Here is a 25,257-nt window from a genome sequence, read left to right as displayed (position 1 = left end):
GGTTATTCGGCTGGAAGGTCCGCTTGCCCTTGGCCACGGCGTTCTCCTCGTTGTGTCTCGGTCCACGTAACCCGGCCATCCGTTCGTGGAAGTGTCATCATGACCACGGTCGGCGGTGGGTCTTGCTGCTGTCCCGGCGCAGTTCCCCACGACAACGTGGGTCGCAGCCGTATCGCCGACTTTCGGGCGACTGTTTGAGGGTACTGACGAGCTATCCCTGGGTCAAACCTGGCCTGCAACAACCGACAGTTCCGCTCCCGAAACCGAAGCCCACGTCCACACACCGCGCACTTCGGCGGTTCTCGCCCCGGACAATTGGAATGCAACTCAGCGGTTGGCAGCCGCACAGAAAACTGTTAGCTTCTTGCCATGCCGTGCCGGACTCAGTCGGCGGCCGACATCCAAGTGACGATGGCGGATCGACTGGCTGGCTAGGCGACCTCGACTGGTAATCTCCATCCCGGAAGATTGCACGTCTGTCGGGGTGGTTTGTTGCCCGCACTACGTCTTGTACACAGTTGTGTATAACTCATGTGGATAATCGCTTCGTCGTCATTGCCCCTCGACCCGGGATATGCGAGGACCAGGGAGATACGTCGTTGACCGATGACCCCGGTTCGACTTTCACGACGGTGTGGAACGCGGTCGTCTCCGAACTCAACGGCGAGCCCGCCGGTGATGCTCCCGCCGGCAACCGCGCAACGCTCGTCACCCCTTTGACCCCTCAGCAAAAGGCGTGGCTCAATCTGGTTCAGCCGCTCACCATCGTCGAGGGCTTTGCTCTGTTGTCGGTGCCGAGTAGCTTCGTGCAGAACGAGATCGAACGCCACCTGCGCGAGCCGATCACCGACGCCCTGAGCCGGCGACTCGGGCACCAGATCCAGCTCGGGGTCCGCATCGCTCCGGCTCCCGACAATGTCGACGATGGTGCGGTCACCACCGTGGAAACGTTGCCCTCGGCAACCGAACTTGATCTCGCGGACGACAACGACGATCCGGACGACGGCGACGACGTGCCCCTCGGTGCCGAACAAGGCTGGCCTCACTACTTCGCCGAACGCCCGCGCAACTCCGATCCTGCGGTCACCGGCGGAACCAGCCTCAACCGCCGCTACGTCTTTGACACCTTCATCATCGGCGCATCCAACCGGTTCGCCCATGCCGCGGCCCTCGCGATCGCCGAGGCACCGGCCCGTGCCTACAACCCACTGTTCATCTGGGGCGAATCCGGCCTGGGGAAGACCCACTTGCTGCATGCCGCCGGCAACTACACCCAACGCCTGTTCCCCGGGATGCGCGTGAAGTACGTGTCCACCGAGGAATTCACCAACGATTTCATCAACTCTCTGCGTGACGACCGCAAGGTCGCCTTCAAGCGCAGCTACCGCGACGTCGACGTGCTGCTGGTCGATGACATCCAGTTCATCGAAGGCAAAGAAGGAATCCAGGAGGAGTTCTTCCACACGTTCAATACGTTGCACAACGCCAACAAGCAGATCGTCATCTCCTCCGACCGGCCGCCCAAACAGCTGGCCACACTCGAAGACCGACTGCGAACACGCTTCGAGTGGGGTCTCATCACCGACGTCCAACCGCCCGAACTCGAAACACGCATCGCCATCCTGCGCAAGAAGGCACAGATGGACCGGCTCGCGGTGCCCGACGATGTCCTCGAGCTGATCGCCAGCAGCATCGAACGCAACATCCGCGAACTCGAAGGTGCCCTCATCCGCGTCACCGCGTTCGCGTCCCTGAACAAGACCCCCATCGACAAATCGCTGGCGGAGATCGTGCTGCGCGACCTGATCGCCGACGCCAGCACGATGCAAATCAGCGCGGCAACCATCATGGCGGCCACCGCGGAATACTTCGACACCACCGTCGAGGAGTTACGCGGACCGGGCAAGACGCGCGCACTGGCGCAGTCCCGCCAGATTGCGATGTACCTGTGCCGCGAGCTCACCGACCTCTCCCTACCCAAAATCGGCCAGGCATTCGGGCGTGACCACACCACGGTCATGTACGCCCAGCGCAAGATCTTGTCCGAGATGGCCGAGCGGCGTGAGGTGTTCGATCACGTCAAGGAACTGACCACACGGATCCGTCAGCGGTCCAAGCGCTGACGCGCACTCTTTTTTTACGAAAAACTTCTTACTCCTCTGTCACAGGAGTCACGTCGTCGCGTTGTGCGCAGCCATGTGTACAACGCGGGCGAAAACCGGCGCCCCCACCACACACCCGTGCACACTCGCGATCAATCCCCAGCCGCCAACCCACCGCCACACAGGCGACGAGCTCGTCATCCACAGCCCAACGAGCCCCCTAGCTGCGCGGGATCCTGCTGTCCCCAGCATCCACAGCCCCTATTACTGGTACTGATATCTCTTCGATCGTCATTCTTTGAAAACCGGCCCTGGGGACACTCGGGTGAACAGGGGCCATGTGGCGGTTGAGGCTTCGCGTTGTCGGACCCTGCCGCTAGCTTTCAAGATGGCCCCAGACGATCTACGGTTGATCTTCGGCTGCCGTTGCGGTCGTCATGGCCCACCTGTGCCATCGACGTTCGTCGCGGGGACCGACGCTAGTGGGGGGCTGGCCCTGGGATTTGAACACGTGTCAGGTGAAGGGACTCTTTATGGACGTGGCGACGACAGCAGCTGGCGTCACCAACCTGAGGTTTCGGTTGGTGCGGGAGTCCTTCGGCGACGCGGTGTCGTGGGTGGCCAAAAACCTACCCACCAGGCCCGCGGTGCCGGTCCTCTCCGGAATCCTGTTGTCCGGTTCCGATGACGGCCTGACGATTTCCGGGTTCGACTACGAGGTCTCGGCCGAAGCTCAGATCCCGGCCGAAATTACTTGTCCGGGAAGTGTTTTGGTTTCAGGACGGTTGTTGTCCGACATCACGCGGGCGTTGCCCGACAAGCCCGTCGATTTCTGCGTCGACGGCAACCGCGTCGCATTGACCTGTGGGAACGCCCGGTTTTCCCTGCCGACGATGGCGGTGGAGGATTACCCGACCCTGCCCGCCCTTCCGGAGGACACCGGCACCTTACCCGCGGATCTTTTCGCCGAGGCGATCGGCCAGGTCGCCATCGCGGCCGGCCGGGACGACACTCTGCCGATGCTGACGGGCATCCGGGTCGAGATCTCAGGCGACAGGGTGGTACTGGCCGCCACCGACAGATTCCGGTTGGCGGTTCGTGAATTGACGTGGTCGGCGTTGTCGCCCGATGTGGCGGCGGCGGTGTTGGTACCGGCCAAGACGCTGGCCGAGGCGGCGAAGTCCGGGACTGACGGATCCGACGTGCGGTTGTCCTTGGGCGCGGGCGCCGGGTTGGGCAAGGAAGGCCTGCTCGGTATCAGCGGTAACGGCAAACGGAGCACCACCCGACTCCTGGATGCGGAATTCCCGAAGTTCCGTCAGCTGTTACCGGCTGAGCACACGGCGGTGGCAACCATGAACGTGGCCGAGCTGACCGAGGCGATCAAGCTGGTTGCGCTGGTGGCGGATCGTGGCGCGCAGGTACGGATGGAATTCTCCGACGGCGTGCTGCGACTCTCGGCGGGCGCCGAGGATGTCGGCCGCGCCGAGGAAGATCTGCAGGTGGACTTCGTCGGTGAGCCGTTGACGATCGCGTTCAACCCGACGTATCTCACCGACGGGTTGGGATCGGTCCATTCCGAACGCGTGTCGTTCGGATTCACCACCCCGGGAAAACCGGCATTGCTGCGTCCGGTGTATTCCGAGGACAGCCATCCGTTCGGCCCGGGCCCGTTCTCCGTTCCGCCGACCGATTACGTGTATTTACTGATGCCAGTTCGGTTGCCCGGCTAGGTGTATGTCCGGCATTTGGGGCTGCGTGATTTCAGGTCCTGGGCGCAGGCCGACCTCGAATTGGGACCGGGCCGGACGGTGTTTGTCGGCCCCAATGGCTTCGGAAAGACGAATCTGATCGAGGCACTCTGGTATTCGACGACGTTGAGCTCTCACCGAGTCGGCACCGACGCGCCATTGATCCGGGTGGGTTCTGAGCGGGCCATCGTGTCGACGATTGTCGTGAACGAAGGTCGCGAATGCGCCGTCGACCTGGAGATCTCGGCTGGGCGCGCCAACAAGGCCCGCTTGAACAGGTCTCCGGTGCGCAGGACGCGCGACGTGGTCGGGGTGCTGCGTGCAGTGCTGTTCGCACCGGAGGATCTGGCCCTGGTCCAGGGTGACCCGGCCGAACGGCGGCGCTATCTCGATGATCTGGCCACCATCCGCCGGCCGAGTATCGCAGCGGCGCGCGCCGACTACGACAGAGTGCTACGGCAGCGCACGGCATTGTTGAAATCCCTTGGTGGGGCGCGATATCGGAATGACCAAAGCGCGCTGGACACACTCGACGTGTGGGACAGCCGGTTGGCAGAGCACGGCGCCGATGTGATGGCCGCCCGCATCGAGTTGGTCGAGCAGCTGGCACCTGAGGTGGAAAAGGCCTACCGGCTGCTGGCGCCGGAGTCGCGTCCGGCGTCGATCGCCTACCGGGCGAGCCTGGGCGGGCAGAGCCCAGCCGGTGACCGCCCATCTCTCGAAACAGCGCTCTTGGCCGCGTTGGCGACACGGCGTGACGCGGAGCTGGAACGGGGGATGTGCCTGGTCGGGCCGCATCGCGACGATCTCGAGCTGAGGTTGGGTGATCAGCCGACGAAAGGTTTTGCCAGCCATGGGGAATCGTGGTCTTTTGCGGTGGCATTGCGATTGGCCGCATACGAATTGTTGCGGTACGACGGCAGCGAGCCGGTGTTGTTGCTCGATGACGTGTTCGCTGAACTCGACACGACGCGACGCCGTGCGCTGGCAGGGGTTGCCGAAACGGCCGAACAGGTTCTGGTGACGGCAGCGGTGCTGGAAGACATCCCGTCGGACTGGGATGCTAGGAGGGTGCACATCGATATGCGGGACGCCGATCCCGGGCGCATCTCGGTGGTGGAACCGTGACCGGTGATGGTGCGGACACCGAGGCGGGCGGCATCCCGACGCCGCCGGGGGTGAACGGCATCGACTTGGTTCGTCGCACGCTCGAGGAGGCCCGCGCGGCCGCGCGGGCCCAGGGCAAGGACGCTGGGCGTGGGCGCGTCGTCCCGCGCGCCGGGCGACGGGTCGCCGGGCGACGGCGACGCTGGTCGGGTCCGGGGCCGGACAGCCGGGACCCCCAGCCACTGGGCCGGCTCGCGCAGGACCTGGCCAAAACACGCGGCTGGTCCGCGCAGGTGGCGGAAGGCACCGTCCTCGGCCAATGGCGAGCGATCGTGGGTCAACAGATTGCGGACCACGCCGCCCCGGTCAGTCTCAGCGATGGCGTGCTCAGCGTGGCGGCCGAGTCCACCGCCTGGGCCACCCAGTTGCGGATGATTCAGACGCACCTGCTGGCCAAGATCGCGGCGGCCGTGGGCAACGGTGTGGTGATTTCGCTGAAGATCACCGGGCCGGTCGCCCCGTCGTGGCGGAAGGGGCCGCGCCACATCGGAGGCCGAGGACCGCGCGACACCTACGGATAGCCGGCGCGCGCTGCTCGCCAGGACGCAGACACGCTGCGCCCGAGGCCTCGGCACCGGCCGTCTCAGAGCCGCCAGAATCAGATGGACCCGGGTCGCGCACGTCATGACGCGACCCAAATGAAGAAATCGAGCACACGGCGCGGCCAGCTAGCCAAAAACGCGCCCAGAAAACCAGTCCTGACGGCCTATCACGGTAGACTTGACCGGATGCGACCGCTGCGGTGACTGAACCGCTCGCACGAAACCCTGAGGAGACCATTCCGACCGTGGCTGCCCAAAAGAAGAAGGCACAAGACGAATACGGCGCTTCAGCGATCACCGTGCTCGAAGGGCTGGAGGCGGTCCGCAAACGCCCCGGCATGTACATCGGCTCCACCGGTGAGCGCGGTCTGCACCACCTCGTCTGGGAGGTCGTCGACAACTCGGTGGACGAGGCGATGGCCGGCTACGCCACCAAGGTCGACGTGCGCCTGCTCGACGACCGCAGCGTAGAGGTCGCCGACGACGGCCGCGGCATTCCCGTGGCGATGCATGCCACCGGAATCCCCACGGTCGACGTGGTGATGACCCAACTTCACGCCGGAGGCAAATTCGGCGGCGAGAACAGTGGCTATACCGTCAGTGGTGGCTTGCACGGCGTCGGCGTGTCGGTGGTCAATGCGCTGTCCACCCGGCTGGAAGTCAGCATCAGCCGTGACGGGCACGAATGGTTCCAGCACTACGAACACGCCGTGCCCGGCACCCTCAAGCAGGGCGAGGCCACCAAAAAAACGGGAACCACCATCAGATTCTGGGCCGATCCCGAGATCTTCGAAACCACACAGTACGACTTCGAAACAGTGGCGCGCCGGCTCCAGGAGATGGCTTTCCTCAACAAGGGCTTGACGATCAACCTCACCGACGAACGAGTGGAGCAGGACGAGGTCGTCGACGAGGTCGTCAGCGACACCGCCGAGGCACCCAAGTCAGCCCAGGAAAAGGCTGCGGAATCGCCTGTGCCACACAAGGTCAAGCACCGTACGTTCTGCTATCCGGGCGGCCTGGTGGACTTCGTCAAACACATCAACCGCACCAAAACCGCGATCCACACCAGCATCGTGGACTTTTCCGGCAAGGGCGAGGGTCACGAGGTCGAGGTCGCGATGCAGTGGAATGCCGGCTATTCGGAGTCGGTGCACACTTTCGCCAATACGATCAACACCCATGAAGGGGGCACTCACGAAGAGGGCTTCCGCGCCGCGTTGACGTCGGTGGTCAACAAGTACGCCAAAGACCGCAAACTGTTGAAGGACAAAGACCCCAACCTCACCGGCGACGACATCCGCGAGGGCTTGGCCGCCGTGATCTCCGTCAAGGTTGCCGAACCGCAGTTCGAGGGTCAGACCAAAACCAAGCTGGGTAACACCGAGGTCAAGTCGTTCGTCCAGAAGGCGTGTAACGAACAGCTGACGCACTGGTTCGAAGCCAACCCCTCGGAAGCGAAAGTCATTGTCAGCAAGGCGGTTTCATCTGCGCAGGCACGGATCGCGGCCCGTAAGGCGCGGGAGCTGGTGCGTCGCAAGAGTGCCACCGACATCGGGGGTTTGCCCGGTAAGCTCGCCGACTGCCGGTCGACCGATCCGCGTAAATCCGAACTCTACGTGGTGGAAGGTGATTCGGCGGGCGGCTCGGCCAAGAGTGGCCGCGATTCGATGTTCCAGGCGATACTTCCGCTGCGTGGCAAGATCATCAACGTCGAAAAGGCGCGAATCGACCGCGTGCTCAAGAACACCGAAGTTCAGTCGATCATCACCGCGCTGGGCACCGGCATCCACGACGAGTTCGACCTCACCAAGCTGCGCTACCACAAGATCGTGCTGATGGCCGACGCTGACGTCGACGGCCAGCACATCTCCACTCTGTTGTTGACGCTGCTGTTCCGCTTCATGCGGCCATTGATCGAAAACGGGCACGTCTTCCTGGCGCAGCCCCCGCTGTACAAGTTGAAGTGGCAACGCATCGATCCGGAGTTCGCCTACTCCGACCGGGAGCGGGACGGCCTGATGGAGGCTGGGCTCAAGGCCGGCAAGAAGATCAACAAGGACGATGGCATCCAGCGCTACAAGGGGCTGGGCGAGATGGACGCAAAAGAGTTGTGGGAAACCACCATGGACCCGGCGGTGCGGGTACTGCGCCAGGTCACCCTGGATGACGCGGCCGCCGCCGACGAGTTGTTCTCCATCTTGATGGGCGAAGATGTCGACGCGCGCCGAAGCTTTATCACCCGCAACGCCAAGGACGTTCGATTCCTGGATGTCTGAGCGATCAGATACGCCAACGCAAACGAGGAAAAGATGACTGACACCACGCTGCCGCCGGGTGACCATCCCGCCGAGCGGATCGAACCCGTTGACATCCAGCAGGAGATGCAGCGCAGCTACATCGATTACGCGATGAGCGTGATCGTCGGCCGCGCACTGCCGGAGGTACGCGACGGCCTCAAACCGGTGCATCGCCGCGTGTTGTATGCGATGTACGACTCCGGCTTCCGCCCGGACCGCAGCCACGCCAAGTCGGCGCGCTCGGTGGCCGAGACGATGGGTAACTACCACCCGCATGGCGACGCGTCGATCTACGACACCCTGGTACGCATGGCGCAGCCGTGGTCGCTGCGGTACCCGCTGGTCGACGGGCAGGGCAACTTCGGTTCGCCGGGCAACGACCCGCCGGCGGCGATGCGGTATTGCGTCACTGGAGATGCGTTGGTGCGCTTACCGCTCGGGCAATCTGTGCGGATTTGCGATGTGGCTCCGGGCGCTGCGCCCAATTCGGACAACGTGGTCGAGTTGAAGGTTCTGGATCGGCACGGCAACACCGTTTTGGCGGACACACTGTTCCATTCGGGCGAACATCAGACTTTCAGGGTACGGACGGCTGAAGGCTACGAGGTCACGGGCACGGCCAACCATCCCTTACTGTGTTTGGTCGACGTCGGCGGCATACCCACCCTGCTGTGGAAGTTGATCGCAGAGCTCCGCCCCGACGACCACGTCGTGTTGCAGCGCACGCCACCGGCGGAATCGGGCCCCGATGACTGCCATGACGCGCTGGAAGCCCTGCTGTTGGGTGCTTTCGTCAGCGAGGGCTTCGGGTCCGAAACTCGCGCCGGGTTCAACAACCTCGACCGCGACTACTTCGAGAAGGTCGTCGGTGCATACGACGCGGTCGTCGGAGGCCGGCGGTATGTATCCGCGCGGGTGACCGCCTCCGGTTCGACGCTGCACGAATTCGACGTGCACAATCTGTCGGAACTCAGAAAGACGCGGCTCGGCGGGATGATCGGGCAACGTCCGGCCGACAAGTCGGTGCCGCATTGGCTGTGGCAGTCCCCCGCCGCAGCGAAACGCGTCTTCCTGCAAGCGTTGTTCGAGGGTGATGGCTCGTGTTCTGCGCTACCGCGCAACACGATTCACATATCGTACTCGACACGCAGCAGGCAGCTGGCGGTAGACGTTCAACAGATGCTGCTCGAGTTCGGAGTGGTCTCACGGCGATGCCGCCGTGCTGATGGCGAGCACGAGGTCGCCATCACCGATCGTGCTCAGGCCGAAATCTTCGCAAACCATGTCGGTTTCGGCGGTGCCAAACAAACCAAGCTGAACGCCGTACTCGCTGAGATGCCGACTTGCCGCGGGCGGGACGAAGATCACGTACCCGGACTGGCCGCGTTCATCGGCAGGTACGCCGGTGGCTCCCGGGCCGACCGCGACTGGCTCAACCGCCACAACGTCGACCGCATCCAACGCTGGCGCACGCGCGGCGGGGAGATTCTGGCCCACATCGCCGATCCCGACGTCCGCGCCATCGCCAGCGACCTCACCGACGGCCGGTTCTACTACGCGCGCATCGCCTCCGTCACCGAGGCGGGTGTACAACCGGTGTACAGCCTGCGCGTGGACACCTCCGACCACGCATTCCTGACCAACGGTTTCGTCAGCCACAACACCGAGGCGCGGCTGACTCCGCTGGCGATGGATATGTTGCGCGAAATCGACGAGGAGACAGTCGATTTCGTACCGAACTATGACGGCCGGGTGCAGGAGCCCACCGTACTGCCCAGCCGGTTCCCCAACCTGCTGGCCAACGGGTCGGGCGGCATCGCGGTGGGGATGGCGACCAACATCCCGCCGCACAACCTGCGTGAGCTCGCCGAGGCGGTGTTCTGGTGCCTAAACAACCACGAGGCCGACGAGGAAGCCACGCTGGCCGCCGTCTGCGAACGCGTCAAGGGGCCCGACTTTCCCACCTCCGGGCTGATCGTCGGGTCACAGGGCATCGTCGACGCCTACACGACGGGCCGCGGCTCCATCCGGATGCGCGGCGTCGTCGAGGTGGAAGAGGATTCCCGCGGCCGGACGTCGGTGGTGATCACCGAGTTGCCGTACCAGGTCAACCACGACAACTTCATCACCTCGATCGCCGAGCAGGTCCGCGACGGCAGGCTGGCCGGGATCGCCAACATCGAAGACCAGAGCAGTGACCGGGTGGGCCTGCGCATCGTCGTCGAGCTCAAACGTGACGCGGTCGCCAAGGTGGTGCTCAACAACCTCTACAAGCACACGCAACTGCAGACCAGTTTCGGCGCCAACATGCTGTCGATCGTCGACGGGGTGCCGCGAACCCTGCGCCTCGACCAGCTGATCCGCCACTACGTTGCCCACCAGCTCGACGTCATCGTCCGGCGCACCACCTACCGGTTGCGCAAGGCCAACGAACGCGCACACATTCTGCGCGGTCTGGTCAAGGCGCTCGATGCGCTCGACGAGGTCATTGCGCTGATCCGGGCATCGGAAACCGTCGACATCGCCCGCGCCGGGCTGATCGAACTGCTCGATATCGACGAAATCCAGTCCCAGGCGATCCTGGACATGCAGTTGCGGCGCCTGGCCGCGTTGGAGCGCCAGCGCATCGTCGACGACCTGGCCAAGATCGAGGCCGAGATCGCCGACCTCGAAGACATCCTCGCCAAACCCGAACGCCAGCGCGGGATCGTCCGTGACGAACTCGCCGAGATCACCGACAAACACGGCGACGACCGCCGAACCCGGATCATCGCCGCCGACGGGGACGTCAGCGACGAGGACCTGATCGCGCGCGAGGATGTCGTCGTCACCATCACCGAGACCGGATACGCCAAGCGCACCAAGACCGACCTCTACCGCAGCCAGAAGCGCGGCGGCAAGGGCGTGCAGGGCGCCGGGCTCAAGCAAGATGACATCGTCAAGCACTTCTTCGTGTGCTCGACCCACGATTGGATCCTGTTCTTCACCACCCAGGGGCGGGTGTACCGGGCCAAGGCCTACGAGCTGCCGGAGGCATTGCGCACGGCGCGCGGGCAGCACGTGGCCAACCTGCTGGCCTTCCAGCCCGAGGAGCGCATCGCCCAGGTCATCCAGATCCGCGGGTACGAGGACGCGCCGTACCTGGTGCTGGCCACCCGCAACGGCCTGGTCAAGAAGACCAAGCTGACTGATTTCGACTCCAACCGCTCGGGCGGAATCGTCGCGATCAACCTGCGCGACGGCGACGAGTTGGTCGGCGCGGTGCTGTGTTCCTCCGAGGACGACCTGCTGCTGGTGTCGGCCAACGGTCAGTCGATCAGGTTCTCGGCGACCGACGAGGCGCTACGGCCGATGGGACGCGCCACGTCGGGGGTACAGGGCATGCGTTTCAACGCAGACGATTACCTGTTGTCGCTCAACGTCGTTCGTGAAGGCACCTACCTGCTGGTCGCGACGTCCGGCGGCTACGCGAAGCGGACCGGGATCGCGGAGTACCCGGTTCAGGGCCGTGGCGGCAAGGGCGTCCTGACCGTCATGTATGACCGTCGGCGGGGCAGGCTGGTAGGCGCGCTGATCGTGGACGAGGACAGCGAACTGTACGCGATCACCTCTGGGGGTGGTGTGATCCGCACGGCCGCGCGTCAAGTCCGTAAGGCGGGCAGGCAGACCAAGGGCGTTCGGCTGATGAACCTTGGCGACGGAGACGACTTGTTGGCCATCGCGCGCAACGCCGAAGAGAACGCCGAAGAGATCGTCGAGGCAGCCGAGACCACCAACGAGGCCGACGGATCCAACGAGTAGCGGGCCACGATCAGGGCGGGCGTTGTCGCGGGGAGGTGCTGGGCAACTAGACTCGGCCCGGTGACGATGCGGGCCGCTGCGTGGCCCGAGGAGGAATCGGGCAATCAAGCTCGGCCCGGTGACGATGCGGGCCGCTGCGTGGCCTGGATGCGATGTGACTACCACCGCCCGGGTAGGCCGAGCTAGGGCCAGGTAGGCAACGTGAGGAGTCGGGGTGAGTTCACCGAGCGAGCCGGGCGCCCCCAACAAGGGTGACGGCCTTGATGGGGATGGTTCGGCCGGGCGGAGCGGTGCGCACAGCGCGGCGCCCGCCTCGGGCGGCCGGAGTCAGGAGGCCACGGAAGCACCGCCGTGGCAGCGCGGCGCCTCCAGGGCCGCTCCTTCGCCGTATCGTCAGACGGAAGCACCCGGCGACACGCGCACGCCGGCCGGGGCCGACCCACGGCTGAGTCGTGTCGCCTCGGGCAGCACCGCACTCGGGGCGGGGTCGGCCGGGCATATCAGGAACCCCACGCGGGAGGTCGACACCGCGTCGGCTCGCGGCGAGACCTCGCCGGCCGAGGCCTACGCCAGCGAGCTGCCCGACCTGTCGGGCCCGATGCCGCGGTCCCCGCAGCGCAAGCCCGCACCGCCCGACCGTGGCACGGAGGGGCCGAAAGCCCCGGGTTCGGGTCGCCCGGTGGTCCCGGAGGGCCGCGACTTGCGTGACGAACGGGTTCAGGTCTCGCGGCGGGCCCGCGGGCCGGTCCGGGCCAGCATGCAGATCCGCCGGATCGATCCGTGGAGCACGCTGAAGGTGTCGCTGCTGTTGTCGGTGGCCCTGTTCTTCGTCTGGATGATCGCGGTGGCGTTCCTGTACCTCGTGCTCGGCGGCATGGGGGTGTGGGCCAAGCTGAACAGCAACGTCGGCGATCTGCTCAACAACACCAGCGGCAGCAGCGGCGAGCTGGTGTCCAGCGGCGCCATCTTCGGCGGCGCCACCCTGATCGGCCTGGTCAACATCGTCCTGCTGACCGCGATGGCGACGATCGCGGCGTTCGTCTACAACCTGACCACGGATCTGATCGGGGGCATCGAGGTGACCCTGGCGGACCGCGACTAGCGTGAATGTCAGCGTTTTTTGGGAGTGGGGCGGCGATTGCGGTAGTCTCGTCGCTCGGCCGTACGCGAGTGCGGGCCTATAGCTCAGGCGGTTAGAGCGCTTCGCTGATAACGAAGAGGTCGGAGGTTCGAGTCCTCCTAGGCCCACAACCATGGGTCCGTTGAGACGTTACGTGAGACCGGCATTGCCACTGGGCCTGCTCGCCGCAGTGGCAGCGGTGGTGCGGTCGCGACGTGGGGTCGAAGTCTGGCACATGGCGGTCGCCGATACTCCCGAACCCGGTGACGGTCGGGGGCCTTAGCTCAGTTGGTAGAGCACCGCCTTTGCAAGGCGGGTGTCAGGGGTTCGATTCCCCTAGGCTCCACGGCGTTGAGACCGAAGCATGGCGAGAGTGGCCAACCGCGACCCGGCCCGTTTTCAGGAGCCGAACGACTTCCGTACCGGCCGCAGCGGCGCCGCGGGACACAGGGCGGTCGGGGCGGAGTATCCACTTCTGGGTGGGTGCCGCACCGGCGCGCCTGGAAGTCGTGATCGCGTTACGCACGGCTGGTGCGTCGAACCCGGTGGATCGTGGCGACGCAGATCAGGGAATGGTTTCCGACCATCCTGGTCCGGCGCCGGAAAGGCCTGCGGCTGGACGCGATGTGAGGACGTCCGTCAAGGACGCGGCTGCACGTCGACGCTGGGCGGGCGTGGGGACGGTTCCTGGGGCCGCGCGCGCGTCGAGCGCCGCACGACGCTGAATAGCACCGCCCCGCCGGCCAGCACGGTCACGGCGGCGCCCGCGATCAGCAACGGCCGTTTATTGCGGCGGCGCTGCGCCCGCCGTGCGTCGCGGAGCGCCTGGGGCAGGTTGGCGGCGACTTCCTGGGCGGCGGCCAGTTCCTGGCCGAGCGCTTCCTGGGCGGTCGCCACATCCCGGGTCAGCCGGCCCTCCCGGTAACGACGGCGCAGTCCGACGGCGGAGGCGTGCGCGGCGTCTACGCCGAGTCCCGCCACCCCTCGGGTGACGTACACCGGCCCCGCCAACGAGTAGGTCAGGCCCCGGGTCAGCCGCTCCCGCGGGGTCAGCCGGGCTTCCGTCTTCGCTTTCATCTGCCGCCTTTCTGCGCCGGTCGTGCCAGGCCGGTCAGGGAACCTGCCGGGTAAGTCGGCCCAGAGGCCGTCGGGGACCTCCACAGACTGCCACCAAAGGGGCGTCGGCGGGACCCCCGGAACGAATTCGCACGCGGCCCGGCGTCGCGGGGCCCGGGTCTGCGGGATGGCCGTGTGACACCGGTTGCGGGCAGGCTCGCGGGTGATGGCAGACTTGCGAGTCGTGACCAACAGCCCCATTCAGACTGCCACTGCCACGCTGCACACCAACCGCGGCGACATCAAGGTCGCCCTGTTCGGGAACCACGCACCCAAGACCGTCGCCAACTTCGTCGGCCTGGCCCAGGGCACCAAGGAGTACTCGGCACAGAACGCGTCGGGAGGATCCTCGGGCCCGTTCTACGACGGCGCGGTGTTCCACCGGGTGATCCGCGGGTTCATGATCCAGGGCGGTGACCCGACCGGCACGGGCCGCGGCGGCCCGGGCTACAAATTCGCCGACGAGTTCCATCCCGAGCTGCAGTTCGACCGGCCCTACCTGCTGGCGATGGCCAACGCGGGCCCGGCAACCAACGGTTCGCAGTTCTTCATCACCGTGGGCCAGACGCCGCACCTGAACCGGAAGCACACGATCTTCGGCGAAGTCACCGACCCCGGGTCGCGTCACGTTGTGGACGCGATCGCGACGACGGCCACCGACGGCAACGACCGTCCCGCCGAGGCGGTCGTCATCGAGTCGATCACGATCGCCTAGCTCGACCCGGCCCGCCGGACGGCGTGCGTCGCGCCGAGCGTGAACGTGTTGCGAAAAATCGAGCGATTTATCGCGGTGGTTTAACGTTCGGCGGCGCTACGTTGGTCAGCGCCGCCCGCGGCCCGCGTAACCGGCCGCCGTCAGCGCGTCGAACACGTCAAGGGGGTTGGTGCCGAGGTCCCACCGGGAGAGGAACACCATGCCGCCGCCGACCGTCTCGATCTCGAGCATCCGGACCGTGCGCGCGTAGCGGCGGAACTCGGTGATCCGGATGACCTCGATCGCGGACGGCGGCAATACCTGTGTCCGGAACCAGCCCCGCAGCGCCAGGCCGTCGGGGGTGATTGCCAGCTTCGGGCGTGCGCGCCACGTCAACGCGGCAAACAGCAGCAGGCCCACCGCAGCAAGCCACGTCAGAGCATGCCCCGGCGCATCTGTGACCACAGTCACACTGGCGATTGCCATCATCACGCCGGCGAGGCCACAAGCAGCGATTCCTGCCGTACGCGGCGCCCACCGTGTTTGCTGCATGCCGTTCTCAGCCCCTCTCAACACTGCCGATGCAGTTATCCACAAGCGCTATCAACAGTGGGGATAAATCACATGCTTGTCATTGTTTGCTCGTAACGCTGCTGACGCGGCGCCAGACCGACCCCGATATGCCGTCATGGTCGGGGGCATTCCGCTCAGTGCCAGCGCATCGTGAGCAACAGACCGGTGATCATGAAAGCGAACGCGATGGCGTAGTTCCAGGGACCCAATTGGGCCATCCAGTTGAGCGCCGTCGGGGCCTGGCTGCCGACTGCGGCCAGCTGAAAAACCATCAACCAGACGAGCCCTATCAGCATGAGGCTGACGAACAGCGCGACGAACCACACACTCGACGGCCCGACTTTCACCTTCACCGGTGTGCGACTGACGGCACCGACGGTGAAGTCGTTCTTCTTGCGGACCTTGGACTTGGGCATGGGTACCTCGCGGATATGTGGGGTTACCTGGACTACACGGTAATCGCAACGGGGTGCAACGATGACGGGGGTGGTTGCACGCCCAGCCTGGCTATGAGCCTAACTCACCTGGCAGGCTGACCGGGAAATGGAGAAGCGATGAGCGACACGCGCCGCTCGCCCTGGCGGTTCGGCGTTCCGCTGGTCTGCCTGTCGGCCGGCGTGCTCCTGGCGGCAACCCATGGCGTGTCCGGCGGTGCAGAGATCCGCCGCAGCGACGCGCCGCGCCTGGTCGACCTCGTTCGCGAGGCCCAGGCCTCGGTCAACTCCGTCAACGCCCGGCGGGACGAGCTTGCGAACGCGGTGGACACGGCCCGCGGCCGGTCTTCGGATGCGGCGTTGGCGGACCTCCTCCACCGGTCCGCCCGGCTGGCCGGTGAGGCCGGCATGGATCCCGTCGATGGTCCGGGGCTCGTGGTGACTCTCGACGACGCCCAGCGTGACGCCAACGGCCGCTTCCCGCGCGACGCCTCCCCCGACGATTTGGTGGTGCACCAGCAGGACATCGAGGCCGTCCTCAACGCGTTGTGGAGCGCCGGCGCCGAGGCGATCCAGATGCAGGACCAGCGGATCATCGCGACCTCGGTGCCGCGCTGCGTCGGCAACACCCTGCTGCTCAACGGGCGCACCTACAGCCCGCCTTACACCGTCACCGCGATCGGCGATCCCACCGCCATGCAAGCCGCCCTGGCCTCCGCCCCCTTGGTGATCCTCTACAAGCAGTACGTGGTCCGGTTCGGCCTGGGCTACCACGAACAGGTCGAATCCGACGTGCACATCGCCGGCCATGCCGGGCTGATTCGGATGCACTTCGCGCAGCCCGTGTCGCCGCAGGCTTCCGCCCCGGGTCGCCGCGGGCGGTAGCCTGACACGATGCGGATCCTGGTTGTCGACAATTACGACAGCTTCGTGTTCAATCTCGTGCAGTATCTGGGGCAACTCGGCGTCCAGGCTGAGGTGTGGCGCAACGACGATGCCCGCCTCTCCGACGAGCGTGCCGTCACCGCACAGTTCGCCGGCGTGCTGCTCAGCCCGGGTCCGGGCACGCCGGAACGTGCGGGCGCCTCGATAGGCCTGGTGCGGGCCTGCGCGGCGGCGGGCACGCCACTGCTGGGGGTGTGCCTGGGCCACCAGGCCATCGGTGTCGCATTCGGCGCCCGGGTGGACCGCGCTCCCGAGTTGCTGCACGGCAAGACCAGCAGCGTCTTCCACACCAATGTCGGTGTGCTCCAAGGCCTTCCGGATCCCTTCACGGCCACCCGATACCATTCGCTGACGATCCTCCCGGATTCGGTGCCGGGGGTGCTGCAGGTAACGGCGCGCACCGGAAGCGGTGTGATCATGGGAGTGCGCCACACCGAGCTGCCAATCCACGGCGTCCAGTTCCATCCGGAGTCGATCCTGACCGAGGGCGGGCACCGAATGCTCGGAAACTGGCTCACCTACTGCGGATGGGCCCGTGACGACACGCTGGTCCGTCGGCTGGAAAACGAGGTCCGCACCGCGGTGCGACCGCACCTCCCGGACACTGTGGCTACTGGCCGAACTTCAGCGTGATGATGCCGTCCCGGTTGACCCCGGCCCCGGGAGGCGGGTTCTGATACACCACCTTGTTGTGCATGGAACCGCCGGCGTCGACATCGGGGCCCTTGTCCAGCACCCCGGTCCAGCCCAGCGCACGTAACCGTGGTTCGGCGTCGGTCCAGAACATGTTGGTGACGTCTGGCATCACGAACTGGTTGCCCTTGGACACCTGCAGTTCGATGACCGAGTCGACCGGGACCGCGGTGTCTTTGGGCGGATTGGTGCCGACCACCTCCCCGGCCGGCCGGGGACTGTCCACCTCGACCTGACTGAACTTGGCGAACCCGTATACGTTGAGGTTTTTCTGCGCGACGTCGACAGTCTGGCCTGCCACGTCGGGAACCTGCTTCGTTTCCGGGCCGGAGCCGACGATGACGGTGACGACGTTGGTGATCGCCGAGGTCTGGTTGGCCGGCGGATTGGTCCCGATGACCTTGCCCGTCAGGTCCGGGATCGACGGTGAATTCGCCTGCTTGAACTTGGTGAATCCGGCGGCTTTGAGCTTCTTGACCGCCTCGCCGTAGGTCAACGAGGAGACGTCGGGCACCTCGCGCTGCTCCGGCCCGGTGGAAACGTTGATGGTGACCTCGTCGCCCGCACTGACCGACGCGTTGGCGTCAGGGTCGGTGTTGATGACGTGGTCGGGTGGGACCGTCGAATCAGGCTTCTGCTGGGTGCGCGTCTTGAACCCGCGGTTCTGCAGCACCGCGATGGCGTCCGCGGAGATCTGTCCCCGCACGTCAGGTACCTGGACGTCGCGGGTGCCGCCACCGAACGTGTTGAAGGCGATGACGACGACGATCGTCAGCACTGCGAGCACGGCAACCGCGACGACCCATCGGGCGACCGGACCGTCCGGCCGATCGCCCTCGGTGCCGCTGCCGCCGAGCGGCCGGCGCGGCAAGGCGCCGGAGCGGGGCTGCCCGCCGTATCCCCCGTGTCCGCCGGCGGACGTCAGCGACGTGCGCTCGGCGTCGGTGAGGACTTTGGGCGCTTCAGGTGGCTCACCGTTGTGCACCCGAACCAGGTCGGCGCGCATCTCCGCCGCGGTCTGGTAGCGGTTCTCCGGGTTCTTGGCCAGTGCCTTGAGGACGACGGCGTCGAGCTCGGCGGAGATCCCCGGATGCCGATGCGACGGAGGGATCGGGTCTTCCCGCACATGTTGATAGGCCACCGCGACCGGTGAGTCGCCGGTGAACGGCGGCTCACCGGTGAGGATCTCGTACAGGACGCAGCCGAGCGAATAGACATCGGATCGCGCGTCGACGGAATCGCCGCGGGCCTGCTCGGGCGAGAGATATTGGGCGGTCCCGATCACGGCCGCGGTCTGGGTGACGCTGTTGCCGCTGTCGGCGATTGCCCGCGCGATGCCGAAGTCCATCACCTTGACGGCGTTTGTGGTGCTGATCATGATGTTCGCCGGCTTGACGTCGCGGTGGATGATGCCGTTCTGGTGGCTGAAGTTCAATGCCTGGCAGGCGTCGGCGATGATCTCGATGGCGCGGCGCGGGGGCAGCGGTCCGTCGGTGTGGACGATGTCGCGCAGGGTGACGCCGTCGACGTACTCCATGACGATGTAGGGCAGCGGGCCGGCAGCGGTCTCCGCTTCGCCGGTGTCGTACACCGCGACGATGGAGGGGTGGTTCAGCGCCGCGGCATTCTGCGCTTCCCGCCGGAAGCGCAGGTAGAAGCTGGGATCACGGGCCAGATCGGCGCGCAGCACCTTGACGGCGACGTCGCGGTGCAATCTGATGTCGCGTGCCAGGTGAACTTCCGACATGCCTCCGAAGCCGAGGATCTCACCCAGCTCATAGCGGTCCGACAGATGCTCCGGGGTCGTCATCGCGGTGTCTCGTGTGCGGCCGGCACCGCGACGGGGGTCGACGACAGCGGCTTTGCCGGAAACGTGAACCGCGGGGGCGCAAGGCCGCTGGGGGTCTGGCTCGGCGGCGGCGGTCCCGAGGATCCCGACGAGGGCGGGGCGCCGGTGTCGGTGACCGTCGGCGGTGGCGTCGGCTGCTGATCGGTGTACGCGCGGGAGTTGATGACGATCAGCACCGCGATGATGATCGCCAATGCCCCCAGCACGCCCGCGGCCCACAGCAACGCGCGCTGGCCCGAGGAGAACGTGCGTCGCGCCGGGGGCGGCCGATGCCCGCCGGTGGTCGGCCGGGACCGCCGCGCCGCCGGACTGCGTCCGCTTGAGGCACCCGCGACCCTCGTCGGCGCCGCGGTCGACGGGATGGCCGCCGGCGAGGCGCGCCCCGGCGGCGGTGACTGGCTGGGCCTCGGCGGGCGTCGGCCCGCCCGGACCGCGGCGACCGCGTCGGCGAACGGCCCCCCGCTGCGATAACGCATCCCGGGGTTCTTGACCAAAGTGATCTCGATCAGTTCGCGGACGTTGGGCGGCAACTCGGCAGGCAGCGGCGGCGGGGGCTCCTTGATGTGCTTCATCGCCACCGAGAGCGCGCCGTCGCCGGTGAACGGCCGCTTACCCGAGACGACTTCGTAGCCGACCACACCGAGGGAATAGACGTCGCTGGCCGGGGTCGCGTCGTGGCCCAGCGCCTGTTCGGGCGCGATGTACTGCGCGGTACCCATCACCATCCCGGTCTGGGTCACCGGTGCGGCGTCGACGGCTTTGGCAATACCGAAGTCGGTGATCTTGACCTGACCGGTGGGCGTGATCAGGATGTTCCCGGGTTTGACGTCGCGGTGCACCAGTCCGGCGGCGTGGGCGACCTGCAGGGCCCGGCCGGTCTGCTCCAGCAGGTCCAGCGCATGCCGCAGCGACAGTCGGCCGATGCGCTTGAGCACCGAGTTCAGCGGCTCGCCGTTGACCAGTTCCATGACGAGGTAGGCGGTGCGCCCCTCCCCGTCCAGTTGGCTTTCGCCGTAGTCGTGCACGCCCGCGATCCCCGGGTGGTTGAGCATCGCGGTGGTGCGCGCTTCGGCGCGGAAACGCTCGATGAACTCGGGATCCTGCGAGAACTCCTGTTTGAGCACCTTGACCGCGACGCGCCGGCCCAGCCTGCTGTCGACGGCCTCCCAGACCTGGCCCATGCCGCCGGTCGCGATGAGGCGCTGTAGGCGGTACCGGCCGGACAGCGTCACACCTACTCGCGGGCTCATGGTCCCCCCTGCAGCGCGGCCTCGATCACGGCCCGTCCGATCGGCCCGGCGAGTGCACCCCCGGTCGCGGCCAGGCGATCACCGCCGTTCTCCACCACCACCGCCACGGCCACCTTCGGCGCTTGCGCGGGCGCAAACGCGATGTACCACGCGTGGGGCGGGGTGTGTCGCGGATCGGTGCCATGTTCTGCGGTACCGGTTTTCGATGCGATCTGCACGCCGGGAATGGCCCCTTTCTGCTGCGCGACCTTCTCGGCACTGACCATCAGCTCTGTCAGCTTAGTCGCGACCTGCGGTGACACCGCTCGGCGCTGTGCGTAGGGCACCGCGGTGCTGATGTTGGACAGGTCCGGGCCCCTGAGGCTTTCGACCAGGTAGGGCTGCATGGTCACCCCGCCGTTGGCGATCGTCGCCGCAATCTGGGCATTTTGCAACGGCGTCACCGCGACGTCTTTCTGCCCGATGCTCGACATCCCCAGGGCAGCGGCGTCGGGGATCACCCCGACGGTGGATTCGGCGACCTGCAGCGGGATGACGCTCGGTGCGCTGTCCAGCCCGAACGCATGCGCCATGGCGCGCAGCGACTCCGCCCCGGTCAAGAGCCCCAGCTGGACGAATGCGGTGTTACAGGACTTGGCGAACGCCTCGGCCAGCGACACCGTCGGTTCGGGCCCGCACGGCGCCCCGCCGTAGTTCTCCAGCGTGGCGCTGCTGTCGGGCAAGGGGATCGAGGCCGCCGCGGTCAACTCCTCGGTCACCGCGGTGCCACCCTGCAGCGCCGCCGCGGTGGTGATCACCTTGAACGTCGAACCGGGTGGGTAGGTTTCGGAGATGGCGCGGTTGATGAGCGGATTGCCCGGGTTGTCACGCAGTCGTTGCCAGGCCTGCGCCTGCAGTTGGGGGTCGTGCGAGGACAACAGGTTGGGGTCGTAGGACGGAGACGACACCATGGCCAGAATTTTGCCGGTGGACGGCTCGAGGGCGACGACGGCGCCCTTGCACGGCGCCCCCCCGCAGCCCTGCTGCATCGCGTCCCAGCCGGCCTGCTGGACGCGCGGATTGATCGTGGTGTCGACGTTGCCCCCGCGCGGATCGCGGCCGGTGAAGAAGTCGGCGAGCCGCCGCCCGAAGAGCCGCGCGTCCGAGCCGTTCAACACCGGGTCCTCGGCACGTTCCAGGCCCGAGCTCGAATAGCGCAGCGAATAGAAGCCGGTGACCGGCGCGTATACGTCGGGGTTCGGGTAGACCCGCAGGAACCGGTATCGGCTGTCGGTGGCCACCGAATAGGCCAGCAGCTGGCTTCCGGCGACGATCTGGCCGCGTTGACGCGAATACTCGTCCAGCAGGATCCGCTGGTTGCGGGGATCGGCCCGTAGCCCGTCGGCGGCGAAGACCTGCGTCATCGTGGCGTTGAGCAACAGCAGCACCATCAACGCCATCACGGTGACCGAGATGCGGCGGAGGGAGGCGTTCATACCCGCTGTATCACCTCAGTGCCGGCCGACGCGATCGATGACGTGGTGCGCTCGCTGGTGCCCGGCGGACGCCGGGCGCTGTGCGAGATTCGCGCCAGGATCGCCAGCAGCACGTAGTTGGCCAGCAGTGACGACCCTCCGTAGGACATCCACGGTGTGGTCAGGCCGGTGAGCGGGATCAGCTGCGTCACACCGCCGACGACGATGAACAGCTGGATCGCCAGCGCCGATGCCAGGCCGGCGGCCAGCAGCTTGCCGAAGCTGTCGCGGGTGGCGATAGCGGTGCGCAAGCCGCGGACGATGACGATGGTGTACAGCAGCAGGATGCTCGCCAGCCCGACCAGTCCGAGCTCTTCACCGAAGGCGGCGATGATGAAGTCGGTCGCCGCCGCGGGAACGGCGCCGGGCTGACCGTTGCCCAGGCCGGTTCCGAAGATGCCGCCGGTGGCGAAGCTGAACAGCGACTGCACCATCTGGTAGCCGCTGCCCTCGGGGTCGGCGAAAGGGTCCCACCACGTCTGCACGCGGACCCGCACGTGCCCGAAAACGAAGTATGCCGCGACCCCGCCGGCGAGGAACAGCACCAGGCCGACGCCGACCCAGCCGAGGCGCTGTGTGGCCAGGTACACCACGACGAGAAACGAGGTATAGAGCAGCAGCGAAGTTCCCAGGTCCTTCTCGAAGACCATCACACCGACGGAGATCACCCAGGCCGTCAGCAGTGGTGCGAGGTCGCGCGGGCGTGGCAGGGTCAGCCCCATGACGTGCTTGCCGACGCTGGTGAAAAGGTCTCGTTTGGCGATCAGCACCGCCGAGAAGAAGATCAGCAGCAGGATCTTGGAGAACTCGGCCGGCTGGATCGAGAACCCCGGAAGGCGAATCCAGATCTTGGCGCCGTTCTGTTCGGACAACGAGGCCGGCAGCAGGGCGGGCACCGCCAGGAAGGCCAGGCCTGCCGCCCCGCAGATGTAGCCGTAGCGCGCGAGTTGGCGATGATCCTTGAGGAAGGTGACGACCAGCGCGAACGTGGCCACCCCGACGAGGCTCCACAGCATCTGCTGGGCCGCACTGGGGATGTGGCGGCCGCTGAGTTCGTTGTCGGCGAGGTCGAGGCGGTGGATCATCACCAGGCCGAGCCCGTTGAGCAGCGCGACGATCGGCAGCAGCAGCGGGTCGGTGTAGGGGGCGAACCGCCGAATGGCCAGGTGCGCGCTCCCGAACACGGCCAAAAAGACCAGGCCGTAGCCGACGAAATCCCACCGCACGGAGCGTTCCTGGTCGGCCTGCACGATGAGCAGGGCGGCGACGGTGATCAGCGAGGCGAAGGCCAGGAGTAGCAGCTCGGCATTGCGCCGCGTCGGTAGCGGAGGCGTGACCGCGACTGGCGGCTGGATCTGGGTGGTCATGCCACCGTCCGGCAGTCGATGCCCGGCTGAAGTGGAGGGGGTGGGAGGGTCGTCACGGTTTGCGCCGGCAGTGGCGTGGACGAGGTGGTCTCGGGAGACGCCGGCAGGGCGCCGGAGGGGGTGCTCGCGGGATTCCGGGTGGGACTCGTGGTCAGCGGCGAGGTGGTGGTCGACGAAGGAGGGGGCGCGGTCGTCCCACTGGTGGTTGCCAGGGCCGGCGGAGAGGTGGCGCGGGGCGGCGGACACGGTGGCAGCAGCGAGTTCGAAGACAATTCGCGCAGTTGTGAGATGGCGTCGTCGAGCGTGCCGGAGGGCAGCCCGGCCTGGACCTGGGCGCGTTCGGGCGGGCGCAGATCCTGCGGCCGCATCAGGTGGCAGTCGAGGGTGCCACGGCTCTGGCTGAAGCTCACGAGCGAAAGTTCGTTGCGGGCGTCGAGGCACCCGATCAGGTAGGGCTCGTGCAGCGAGATGCCCAACAAGGAGCCCTGGATGCCGCGCACGATCGACACCAGACCGTTGTAGTCGGCGACGTAGTAGTTGCTGCGAATGATTGCCCGGCCGACTGCCACGCCCGCGAGCGCCACGAGCACCACCAGCGTGACGACGACCGCCGTCCGTCGCCCCGACCAGCGCGCTCGAGTCGGGGCTTCGGCTTGCGGCGCAACACGGTTGGCGGCTCCTTTGCGTGGTCCGATGGCGGAGGCGCGACCGGCGGAGGTGTTGGGCAGCGTCAGTTGATCGTCTTGGCCGGATACCGCGCCGGCGAGGATCGGCTGGGTCTGGCCGTAGTCGTAGTCGACGACGTCGGCGACGACGACGGTGACGTTGTCGGGGCCGCCGCCGCGCAGGGCCAATTCGATGAGGCGGTAGGCGGCCTCGGCGACATCGGGGATCTGCAGCGCTTCCCGGATGGTCTCGTCGCTGACCGGGTCGGACAACCCGTCCGAGCAGAGCAGGTAGCGATCGCCGGCGCGCGCTTCGCGCATGGTCAGGGTCGGCTCGACCTCGTGCCCGGTCAGCGCCCGCATGATCAACGACCGTTGCGGGTGGCTGTGTGCTTCCTCGCGGGTGATGCGTCCCTCGTCGACCAGGGTTTGGACGAAGGTGTCGTCCTTGGTGATCTGGGTCAGCTCGCCGTCGCGCAACAGGTAGCCGCGGGAGTCGCCGACATGCACCAACCCGATGCGGTTGCCCGCGAACAGGATTGCGGTCAGTGTGGTGCCCATGCCCTCGAGCTCGGGCTCCATCTCGACCTGCGCTGCGATGGCAGCGTTGCCGGCGCGCACCGCAACGTCGAGTTTGGCGAGCAGATCGCCACCGGGTTCGTCGTCGTCGAGATGGGCCAGGGCCGCGATCACCAACTGGGAAGCGACCTCGCCGGCGGCATGGCCGCCCATCCCGTCGGCCAGTGCCAGGAGCCGCGCGCCGGCGTAGACGGAGTCTTCGTTGTTCGCGCGTACCAGGCCGCGATCACTGTGGGCGGCGTATCGCAGAACCAGCGTCACGGGCGCAGCTCGATCGCCGTTTTGCCGATCCGGATCGGTGTCCCAAGGGGTACTCGTACCGCAGTCGTCACCTTCGCCCTGTCAAGGTAAGTGCCGTTGGTCGATCCTAGATCCTCGACGTACCACTCGGTGCCGCGCTGGGAGAGCCTGGCATGGCGTGTCGAAGCGTAGTCGTCGGTCAGCACCAGGGTCGAGTCGTCCGCGCGTCCGACCAACACCGGCTGGCCGCTGAGCGTTATCCGCGCCCCCGCCAGGGCGCCTTCGGTCACCACCAGATAGCGGGCGGAGTCCCGGCGTCGACGCGACGGCAGCAGCGTGCCGCGCAGCACCAAGCCGCGCCGTACCATGACAGCACCGGTCGGGGCATAGATATCGGTCCGCAGTATCCGCAGGACCGACCAGATGAATACCCACAACAACGTCAAAAACCCGGCACGCGTCAGCTGCAGCACTAGTCCCTGCATCTGGCGTCCTTTCCGTCCTCGCTTGGCACTCGGATCACCCGTGACACCGAGCACATCAGCACCGTCACGA

Annotated in this window: 19 protein-coding genes and 2 tRNA genes; 12 read left to right on the top strand and 9 right to left on the bottom strand. The window is 66.5% G+C overall.

The genetic code is table 11. The annotated features are described in order from the left end of the window. The first annotated feature begins 599 nt into the window (after positions 1-599). From dnaA to ACOJVU_RS05275, 9 genes are all read left to right on the top strand, one after another. On the top strand, positions 600-2,123 hold the full coding sequence (gene dnaA / locus ACOJVU_RS05315; RefSeq protein WP_421528828.1) for a chromosomal replication initiator protein DnaA: 1,524 nt from the start codon (positions 600-602) through the stop codon (positions 2,121-2,123). Positions 2,124-2,635: 512 nt separating this feature from the next. After that, positions 2,636-3,835: a DNA polymerase III subunit beta gene (gene dnaN, locus ACOJVU_RS05310; RefSeq protein WP_421528835.1), complete on the top strand. Its 1,200-nt coding sequence runs from the start codon at positions 2,636-2,638 to the stop codon at positions 3,833-3,835. Then, entirely contained in the window at positions 3,836-4,981 is a 1,146-nt protein-coding gene (gene recF / locus ACOJVU_RS05305) for a DNA replication/repair protein RecF (RefSeq protein ID WP_421528827.1), read from the top strand. Positions 4,982-5,013: 32 nt separating this feature from the next. After that, positions 5,014-5,541: a DUF721 family protein gene (locus tag ACOJVU_RS05300; RefSeq protein ID WP_421528834.1), complete on the top strand. Its 528-nt coding sequence runs from the start codon at positions 5,014-5,016 to the stop codon at positions 5,539-5,541. A gap of 266 nt (positions 5,542-5,807) precedes the next feature. Continuing rightward, a complete protein-coding gene (gene gyrB, locus ACOJVU_RS05295; RefSeq protein ID WP_421528826.1) occupies positions 5,808-7,841 on the top strand; it encodes a DNA topoisomerase (ATP-hydrolyzing) subunit B in 2,034 nt (677 codons plus the stop codon). 33 nt (positions 7,842-7,874) lie between these two features. After that, positions 7,875-11,663, top strand: coding sequence for an intein-containing DNA gyrase subunit A (gene gyrA, locus ACOJVU_RS05290; protein ID WP_421528825.1), 3,789 nt, complete (start codon positions 7,875-7,877; stop codon positions 11,661-11,663). Positions 11,664-11,877: 214 nt separating this feature from the next. After that, entirely contained in the window at positions 11,878-12,765 is an 888-nt protein-coding gene (locus ACOJVU_RS05285; protein ID WP_421528824.1) for a DUF3566 domain-containing protein, read from the top strand. A 72-nt stretch (positions 12,766-12,837) separates the two neighbouring features. Continuing rightward, a tRNA-Ile gene (locus ACOJVU_RS05280) sits at positions 12,838-12,911 on the top strand. Between the two features lie 145 nt (positions 12,912-13,056). Beyond that, positions 13,057-13,129 (top strand) — tRNA-Ala (locus tag ACOJVU_RS05275). A gap of 293 nt (positions 13,130-13,422) precedes the next feature. Here ACOJVU_RS05275 and cwsA read toward each other — a convergent pair. After that, positions 13,423-13,860 (bottom strand): cell wall synthesis protein CwsA, encoded by a 438-nt coding sequence (gene cwsA / locus ACOJVU_RS05270; protein ID WP_421528823.1) that lies wholly within the window; start codon positions 13,858-13,860, stop codon positions 13,423-13,425. A 205-nt stretch (positions 13,861-14,065) separates the two neighbouring features. Here cwsA and ACOJVU_RS05265 point away from each other — a divergent pair, with 205 nt between their 5' ends. Next, positions 14,066-14,614 (top strand): peptidylprolyl isomerase, encoded by a 549-nt coding sequence (locus ACOJVU_RS05265; RefSeq protein ID WP_421528822.1) that lies wholly within the window; start codon positions 14,066-14,068, stop codon positions 14,612-14,614. A gap of 105 nt (positions 14,615-14,719) precedes the next feature. Here the strand turns inward: ACOJVU_RS05265 and ACOJVU_RS05260 are convergent, their stop codons facing one another. Both ACOJVU_RS05260 and crgA read right to left on the bottom strand, forming a co-directional pair. Beyond that, positions 14,720-15,145, bottom strand: a complete 426-nt coding sequence (locus ACOJVU_RS05260; protein ID WP_421528821.1) for a PH domain-containing protein — start codon at positions 15,143-15,145, stop codon at positions 14,720-14,722. A gap of 155 nt (positions 15,146-15,300) precedes the next feature. Beyond that, positions 15,301-15,582: a cell division protein CrgA gene (crgA, locus tag ACOJVU_RS05255; protein ID WP_421528820.1), complete on the bottom strand. Its 282-nt coding sequence runs from the start codon at positions 15,580-15,582 to the stop codon at positions 15,301-15,303. A gap of 138 nt (positions 15,583-15,720) precedes the next feature. Between crgA and ACOJVU_RS05250 the strand changes: the two genes are divergently transcribed. After that, positions 15,721-16,485 carry a DUF881 domain-containing protein gene (locus ACOJVU_RS05250; protein ID WP_421528819.1) on the top strand — a complete coding sequence of 255 codons (765 nt, stop codon included), beginning with the start codon at positions 15,721-15,723 and terminating at the stop codon, positions 16,483-16,485. A gap of 9 nt (positions 16,486-16,494) precedes the next feature. Continuing rightward, positions 16,495-17,178: an aminodeoxychorismate/anthranilate synthase component II gene (locus tag ACOJVU_RS05245; RefSeq protein ID WP_421528818.1), complete on the top strand. Its 684-nt coding sequence runs from the start codon at positions 16,495-16,497 to the stop codon at positions 17,176-17,178. Here ACOJVU_RS05245 and pknB read toward each other — a convergent pair. The 6 genes from pknB to ACOJVU_RS05215 are packed head-to-tail and all read right to left on the bottom strand — an operon-like array spanning position 17,156 to position 25,187. Continuing rightward, on the bottom strand, positions 17,156-19,048 hold the full coding sequence (gene pknB / locus ACOJVU_RS05240; RefSeq protein ID WP_421528817.1) for a Stk1 family PASTA domain-containing Ser/Thr kinase: 1,893 nt from the start codon (positions 19,046-19,048) through the stop codon (positions 17,156-17,158). The two genes, ACOJVU_RS05245 and pknB, sit on opposite strands and share 23 nt — an antisense overlap. Then, positions 19,045-20,337 (bottom strand): serine/threonine-protein kinase, encoded by a 1,293-nt coding sequence (locus ACOJVU_RS05235; protein WP_421528816.1) that lies wholly within the window; start codon positions 20,335-20,337, stop codon positions 19,045-19,047. Before ACOJVU_RS05235 ends, pknB begins: the two co-directional genes overlap by 4 nt. Next, positions 20,334-21,812: a D,D-transpeptidase PbpA gene (gene pbpA / locus ACOJVU_RS05230; protein ID WP_421528815.1), complete on the bottom strand. Its 1,479-nt coding sequence runs from the start codon at positions 21,810-21,812 to the stop codon at positions 20,334-20,336. The genes ACOJVU_RS05235 and pbpA overlap by 4 nt, the downstream gene beginning before the upstream one ends. Then, entirely contained in the window at positions 21,809-23,218 is a 1,410-nt protein-coding gene (locus ACOJVU_RS05225; RefSeq protein WP_421528814.1) for an FtsW/RodA/SpoVE family cell cycle protein, read from the bottom strand. The genes pbpA and ACOJVU_RS05225 overlap by 4 nt, the downstream gene beginning before the upstream one ends. Further along, the gene (locus ACOJVU_RS05220) at positions 23,215-24,723 is read right to left on the bottom strand and encodes a PP2C family protein-serine/threonine phosphatase (protein ID WP_421528813.1); all 1,509 of its coding nucleotides are present in this window, start codon (positions 24,721-24,723) and stop codon (positions 23,215-23,217) included. Before ACOJVU_RS05220 ends, ACOJVU_RS05225 begins: the two co-directional genes overlap by 4 nt. Beyond that, positions 24,720-25,187: an FHA domain-containing protein FhaB/FipA gene (locus tag ACOJVU_RS05215; RefSeq protein ID WP_421528812.1), complete on the bottom strand. Its 468-nt coding sequence runs from the start codon at positions 25,185-25,187 to the stop codon at positions 24,720-24,722. The genes ACOJVU_RS05220 and ACOJVU_RS05215 overlap by 4 nt, the downstream gene beginning before the upstream one ends. Positions 25,188-25,257: the final 70 nt, after the last annotated feature.

This window comes from Mycobacterium sp. THU-M104 (assembly GCF_049197365.1).
In the GTDB taxonomy this organism is placed as follows: domain Bacteria; phylum Actinomycetota; class Actinomycetes; order Mycobacteriales; family Mycobacteriaceae; genus Mycobacterium.
This window is presented reverse-complemented; position numbering and strand designations above follow the sequence as displayed.

Excerpts from the sequence above, each read along its gene's own strand:
- dnaN (WP_421528835.1), top strand. The coding sequence starts at position 2,636 with ATGGACGTGGCGACGACAGCAGCTGGCGTCACCAACCTGAGGTTTCGG.
- gyrA (WP_421528825.1), top strand. The coding sequence starts at position 7,875 with ATGACTGACACCACGCTGCCGCCGGGTGACCATCCCGCCGAGCGGATC.
- cwsA (WP_421528823.1), bottom strand. The coding sequence starts at position 13,860 with ATGAAAGCGAAGACGGAAGCCCGGCTGACCCCGCGGGAGCGGCTGACC.
- ACOJVU_RS05265 (WP_421528822.1), top strand. The coding sequence starts at position 14,066 with ATGGCAGACTTGCGAGTCGTGACCAACAGCCCCATTCAGACTGCCACT.
- ACOJVU_RS05260 (WP_421528821.1), bottom strand. The coding sequence starts at position 15,145 with ATGCAGCAAACACGGTGGGCGCCGCGTACGGCAGGAATCGCTGCTTGT.
- crgA (WP_421528820.1), bottom strand. The coding sequence starts at position 15,582 with ATGCCCAAGTCCAAGGTCCGCAAGAAGAACGACTTCACCGTCGGTGCC.
- ACOJVU_RS05250 (WP_421528819.1), top strand. The coding sequence starts at position 15,721 with ATGAGCGACACGCGCCGCTCGCCCTGGCGGTTCGGCGTTCCGCTGGTC.
- ACOJVU_RS05245 (WP_421528818.1), top strand. The coding sequence starts at position 16,495 with ATGCGGATCCTGGTTGTCGACAATTACGACAGCTTCGTGTTCAATCTC.
- pknB (WP_421528817.1), bottom strand. The coding sequence starts at position 19,048 with ATGACGACCCCGGAGCATCTGTCGGACCGCTATGAGCTGGGTGAGATC.
- ACOJVU_RS05235 (WP_421528816.1), bottom strand. The coding sequence starts at position 20,337 with ATGAGCCCGCGAGTAGGTGTGACGCTGTCCGGCCGGTACCGCCTACAG.
- pbpA (WP_421528815.1), bottom strand. The coding sequence starts at position 21,812 with ATGAACGCCTCCCTCCGCCGCATCTCGGTCACCGTGATGGCGTTGATG.
- ACOJVU_RS05225 (WP_421528814.1), bottom strand. The coding sequence starts at position 23,218 with ATGACCACCCAGATCCAGCCGCCAGTCGCGGTCACGCCTCCGCTACCG.
- ACOJVU_RS05215 (WP_421528812.1), bottom strand. The coding sequence starts at position 25,187 with ATGCAGGGACTAGTGCTGCAGCTGACGCGTGCCGGGTTTTTGACGTTG.